The sequence below is a fragment of the Kitasatospora sp. SC0581 genome (assembly GCF_048159585.1).
GTDB lineage: Bacteria > Actinomycetota > Actinomycetes > Streptomycetales > Streptomycetaceae > Kitasatospora.
Window position 1 is genome coordinate 1 of record NZ_JBLRWA010000059.1, and the last position, 5,199, is coordinate 5,199.

Genomic DNA, 5,199 nt, shown 5'->3' on the forward strand with positions numbered 1-5,199 from the left:
GTCGGCCTCCCGGGCACCCTCGCCGACGACCACGCGGTGAGCCAGGGAGACCTGCTCGGGAAGCGGGGGAGGTCCCCCGCGAAGCTCAAGGCCGCCATGTGCGACTCGCTCGCCAAGAAGATGAGCGGCGTCCCCGACGAGCAACTGCTGTCCGACCGCCAGCGCGACCGCCTCGCCCGGGTCCGAGCCGGAGACCTCGCCGCGTACCGGCCGGAGTCCGGAGCCAACGGCTACGCCGACCACATCGACCAGGCCGACCTCGACAGCGGCGCCCGCCGCGAGCCCTGGGGCTACGTGAGGATGGGCGCCGAGGAGTACCGGGACTTCGCCCGCGCCGAGGCCGTCTCCCACCACGTCGCCGGGTGGGCGGCGACCTCCAACGACCATGACGCGAACGCCCTCGCCCCCCAGGAGACCGCGCGCCAGGCCTTCAACCTCACCGACACCATGGCCTGGGAGCACGGGGACGCCGACCTCGACGCCGAAACCGCCCAGGCCCTTGCCGAAGACGGGCCCGTGCTGCACGCCTTCCTCACCGCCATGTGGGAGACCATCCAGGCGCACTTCGCCGACCTCGGCGTCACCCACGTCACCGTCCACCGCGGCTTCACCGGCGGCTACGACGACACCCACGTCAGCGAGATCGACGGCCAGGGCACGGTCACGGACCTGCCGCTGCGCCCGTTGTCGTCCTTCACCACCGAAGTACACGTCGCCGCCGACTTCGCCACGCACGGCGGCGAGGTCCACACCGGCTACACGATCAGCGGCGACGTGCCCGTCACCCGCATCCTGGCCGTCCCGGGGACCGGAATCGGCTGCCTGGACGAGTCCGAGATCGTCATCCTCGCCGGCCCCGGAGACTGGCACGTCCAGCAGGTCTACGCCGAGACCGACGACGACAACTGGTACGACGGGTAGAACGAGACCCAAGCCCGCCGCCCGCCTACCGTGACCGCCACCAACCCAGCGAACCGGGAGCGAGACGGTGGCACCGACCCCCAGCAGCACGCTGGACCACAAGCAGGCGATGCTCGGCGTGCTGGAGACCGACGACGACCAGGGCACCTTCACCACGCTCGTGTCGATCACCGGGCTGCGCGACCACGACGGCGACGTGATCGAGCCCGGCGCCTACGCCCGCACCCTCACGGAGATCACACCGAAGGGCGTGGTCGCACGACTGGAACGTGTGGACCGCCCGCACCGAACACACCGAGGAACTTCTGCCCGGCGACGCCCGACTGCCCGCCACCCTGCCGAACGGCCAGCCCTGGTCCGCCGAGGCCGGCGCGCTCCTGGTCAAGGGCCGCTGCAACCTGGCCACCCAGGCCGGGAAGGACATGTACGCCAACCTGCTGTTCTTCGGCGACCAGGTCCAGTGGTCGATCGGCTACCAGGTCCGAACGGCCAAACGCTCCAAAGGGGTTCGCCGCATCACCGACCTGGACCTGTACGAGTACAGCCCGGTGCTGTTCGGCGCGAACCCCTACACCTCGACCCTCGACCTCAAGCAGTACCCCGGTAAGGCCCGTGGCGTCCTGGCCGACACCCAGGTGGAACTGGCGCCGCTGGCCGGCACGCTGGAAGAGCGGATCGACGCCATCGCCTCCGCCGTGGAGCAGCGCCTGCGTCCCACCGAGGACCGCCTCGAGCACGGCACGGTGCAGGTCATCGGCACCTACCCGGACCGGGTCGTCGCGACCGTCTGGAGGTACACCGAGGACGGCTTCAACTCGACCAGCTGGGAGGTCCCGTACACGCTCTCCGGCGACGGCGTCCCGTCCGTCGGCCAGCCCAGCCCCGTGCGCCTGGTCCTCGACGTCGAGGGCACCGGCCCCGACGCGGCGCTGGCCGCCCTCGCACCCGACGTGGAACGGGTCGCCTCCCAGATGAAGACCCTCGCGGCGCTCCAGCACAAGGCGGGCCAGGTCCTCTCCGGCGAGAACGCCGACCGCCTGGCCTCCGCCGTCCAGCACCTGGTCGCCGTGCTCGCCGCAGCCGGCCTCGACTGGCAGCCGCCCGAGCCCCCCGCTGACGAGAACAAGACCCACGCCACGACGGTGCTCCAACCGGGCGAGATTAGTGCGGCATTCGCCCTGTTCGCGGACTCGCGAACCACCAGCTGACCGGGCAGGGCGAAACGTTCGGGACTCCATCCGGGCCATCTGTGAAAGTCACCGGGCGCATGATCAGGTTGCGAATGCATGCGAACTGCCACATTTTTCGTATATGGAACAAACGCAGAGCGTTACAGCACGTGGGCGTGCCCCCGTACCGGCCCGCCCCTGGGCCCTTCGGACCGGGGCCGCCCTGGTGAGCCTGGCAGGCTCCCTGGCGTTGACGGTGGGCCTGGCCCCGCCCGCGTCCGCCGCCACCACCCAGACCTTCACCACCGACGGCACCTTCACCGTCCCCGACGGGGTCACCAGCATCACCGCCTTCCTCATCGGAGCCGGAAGCGGCGGAGCCGGTGGCGGCGGCGCCGGCGCGGGGAGCCCCGTCTTCGGCGGCGGTGGCGGAGGCGGAGGCGGAGGGGGCGGCGGAGGAGGCGCCCGGGTGTCGTGCACCCTGGCCGTCACCCCCGGCCAGGTCCTGACGCTCGCCGTCGGAACGGGCGGCACGGGAGGAGCGGGCGGCGCGGGAGTGCCGTCCGATTCCTTTCTGACCGAGGGCCAGCGCGGCGGCGATGGGGGCAACGGCACCAAATCCGCCATCACCGTCGCCGCGGCCTCCGCGGCAGCCGCGGCTGGTGGCTCCGTAAGCCTCGGTGGACAAGGCGGAGGCAATCCCGCAGGCATCCTCGGCAGTTCCGGTGGCTATGGCGGTTACGGTAGCGACGGCGGGGGCGGCGGCCTGCCGTTCTTCTCCTCCTGCCTCGGCACCCAGCCCGACATCAGAGGCGGAGGCCCCGGCGGGGCCGGAGCCAACGGCACCGACGGTGCGGGCGGTTTGGACGGTGCGGGCGGTGCGGGCGGTGCGGGCGGTGCCGCGGGCGCGCCGACGCCCCCCGTTCCCGCCAGCTGCCCGGCCAGCACCGGCACCGGAGGCGCCGGAGGAACCGGCGGCACGGGCGGCGCGGGCGGCGGCTTCCTGATCAACAACCCCGGGGCCCCGGGCGCAGCTGGCACTGCGGGCGGCAACGGCTGCATCACCCTCACCTACTGAGCACCCGTCGTCCTCGACGAGCGCCCCAGGCGCCCACCATCCCGACCTGGGGATACCCGCCGAAAATCGCTGGAAAGTGGACCTGGCCAGGCATCCCAGGTGCCGGGCACAGAGCCTCAGGGCGCACCGGCACTGACTGCCAGGAATCTGGTTTGTGATCGCCCGTTTGTGCCGTAGAGTCGAGCCTACCGACGCGGGGTGGAGCAGCTCGGTAGCTCGCTGGGCTCATAACCCAGAGGTCGCAGGTTCAAATCCTGTCCCCGCTACCACGAACGCTGAAGGGGCGGACACAAGCATGTGTCCGCCCCTTCAGCGTTCCTCGACTTCTACTACAGGCGCCGATTTCGGTTCGCCAGCACGCCGGTTGACCTGTTGATCGGGGGATTCCAGCCGGTTCCGGACGCGGCGCCGGAGATTGCCGACGGCGAGACGCCGAGCCGCTCGGCCAGGTCGGTCGGCGAGTAGTTGCCCCGGCCGAGCTCGTCGTTCCGGTAGGCGTCGCGGGTGATCCTTCCCAGGTCGACCGTGGCCCACGTCGCCAGTACCCGATAGCCCTCCCGCACCCAGAACTGGGCTTCGATCGCCCAGATCCCCGACGGCACGCTGGTGTCGTGCACAGCCGACCACCCGGCCGGGGCGATCAGATGACCGGCGACGTACACCTCCGCGTCCTGCACGCCACGGTGTGGTCGGACGGTCGGGGGCAGGGCCGTGTGCGCCAGCGCGGTCATCCAGCCCTCCGGGGCCTTGACCAGGCAGCCCCAGGGCCCGCGGGTTCGGGTCAACGGCCACAGGCGCCATGCCGTGTACCGGTGCAGCCACTGCTCCGCCTGCTCGGAGCTGTCCGACGGCCCGTACAACTCGACCGAGGAGGAGGAGATGATCCGCAGGGCCCACCCGGCGGAGGTCCGAACGACGTGGAACGCCGTCCCGTCGACGGTCAGGGGCGGCTTCGCATCGCGGTCGTCGGCTGGTGGGCACGAGGCGGCATCCAGGAGCGGCAGTTGGGGCCTGGGGAAGGGGTACATGCGTGTCTCCAGCGCGCTGGCCGGCGGCAGCCGGGTGTCCGGCACCCTGCCGGACACCACCACACTCACCCACGTCCCACAGGCATGGGCACAGCCAAATCAACTGCTAGAAGGGTGACTTGAAAGGAGAGAGCCCGACGGTCGGCGACGCCGGACACGCGCCTCGACGCTCGACGCGACACTAGCGATCAGGTCTTCCTACGGTGTGCCGATCACCGTGGCGATCCGGTGCTGACCGGTCGCACGGCTCGACCCTCTCCGTCCCGCGCTGGCGGGGTGGCCCGGCACCATCCCGAGGAGCGCCACACCGTGCCCACCACCACCGACAAGACCCGACTCAAGGAGCTCAACGGCGCGCTGCGCGCCAAGGCCGCCGAACTCGACACCATCAGCGCGTCCTTCACCGTCGAGGACGGCGGAGTCACCGTCTCGGCCGAGAAGGCCGCCGCCTTCCGCAAGGCCCTCGGCGAGGCCCAGGAGATCAAGCAGCTGATCACCGACCTGGAGGGCGCGGCGAACGTCCACGCCTTCCTCAACGAGCCCACCTCGCAGCCCTTCGCCCCACAGGACGCCGCTCTCGCGGCCCACCTCGCCGGCCAGGTGAAGTCCCTCGGCCAGCAGTTCCTCGACAGCGACGAGTTCAAGGGCCTCAAGGCCGCCGGCTTCCGCGGCTCGTTCGACCAGATGGTGACCATCGACGGCAGCGCCCTGGACCAGCTCGGCCGCAAGGACGTCTTCAGCCGCAGCGCCGGCACCGCCGGTGTCCTCGGCTTCGGCACCCCCGAGCACCTGGACATCGTTCCGCGAGCCGTGCGGCCCGGCCGCATCCGGGACCTGTTCCCCTCCCAGACCACCACCGCCAACATCCTGTACGGGGTGCGCGTCACCGGCTTCACCAACGCGGCCGCGATCGTGCCCGAGCGGGTCATGGAGGTGCCGCCCGGCGGCACGGCGGCCGTCGAGGTGTTCGCGCGAGCCCCGCAGTCGCAGCTGACGTTCAAGA

The 5,199-nt window shown here is 71.2% G+C and carries 4 protein-coding genes, 1 tRNA gene and 1 pseudogene; 5 read left to right on the top strand and 1 reads right to left on the bottom strand.

Annotated features, from left to right (window positions below; genetic code table 11):
* From ACLWS4_RS36870 to ACLWS4_RS36885, 4 genes are all read left to right on the top strand, one after another.
* On the top strand, window positions 1-921 hold a 921-nt coding region (locus ACLWS4_RS36870; RefSeq protein WP_416876406.1), incomplete at its 5' end, for a hypothetical protein.
* 269 nt (window positions 922-1,190) lie between these two features.
* On the top strand, window positions 1,191-2,129 hold the full coding sequence (locus tag ACLWS4_RS36875) for an HK97 family phage prohead protease (RefSeq protein ID WP_416876407.1): 939 nt from the start codon (window positions 1,191-1,193) through the stop codon (window positions 2,127-2,129).
* Between the two features lie 430 nt (window positions 2,130-2,559).
* Complete coding sequence (locus ACLWS4_RS36880; protein WP_416876408.1) at window positions 2,560-3,168, top strand: hypothetical protein; 609 nt, start codon at window positions 2,560-2,562, stop codon at window positions 3,166-3,168.
* 192 nt (window positions 3,169-3,360) lie between these two features.
* Window positions 3,361-3,437, top strand: a tRNA-Met gene (locus ACLWS4_RS36885).
* Between the two features lie 60 nt (window positions 3,438-3,497).
* On the opposite strand, the gene ACLWS4_RS36890 is transcribed toward ACLWS4_RS36885, so the two are convergent.
* Window positions 3,498-4,196: a hypothetical protein gene (locus tag ACLWS4_RS36890; RefSeq protein ID WP_416876409.1), complete on the bottom strand. Its 699-nt coding sequence runs from the start codon at window positions 4,194-4,196 to the stop codon at window positions 3,498-3,500.
* 309 nt (window positions 4,197-4,505) lie between these two features.
* On the opposite strand from ACLWS4_RS36890, the pseudogene ACLWS4_RS36895 reads away from it, so the two are divergent.
* A pseudogene (locus ACLWS4_RS36895) lies at window positions 4,506-5,199 on the top strand (hypothetical protein); the annotation flags it as partial.

Coding starts and splice junctions, on each gene's coding strand:
- ACLWS4_RS36890 (WP_416876409.1), bottom strand. CDS start 4,196: ATGTACCCCTTCCCCAGGCCCCAACTGCCGCTCCTGGATGCCGCCTCG.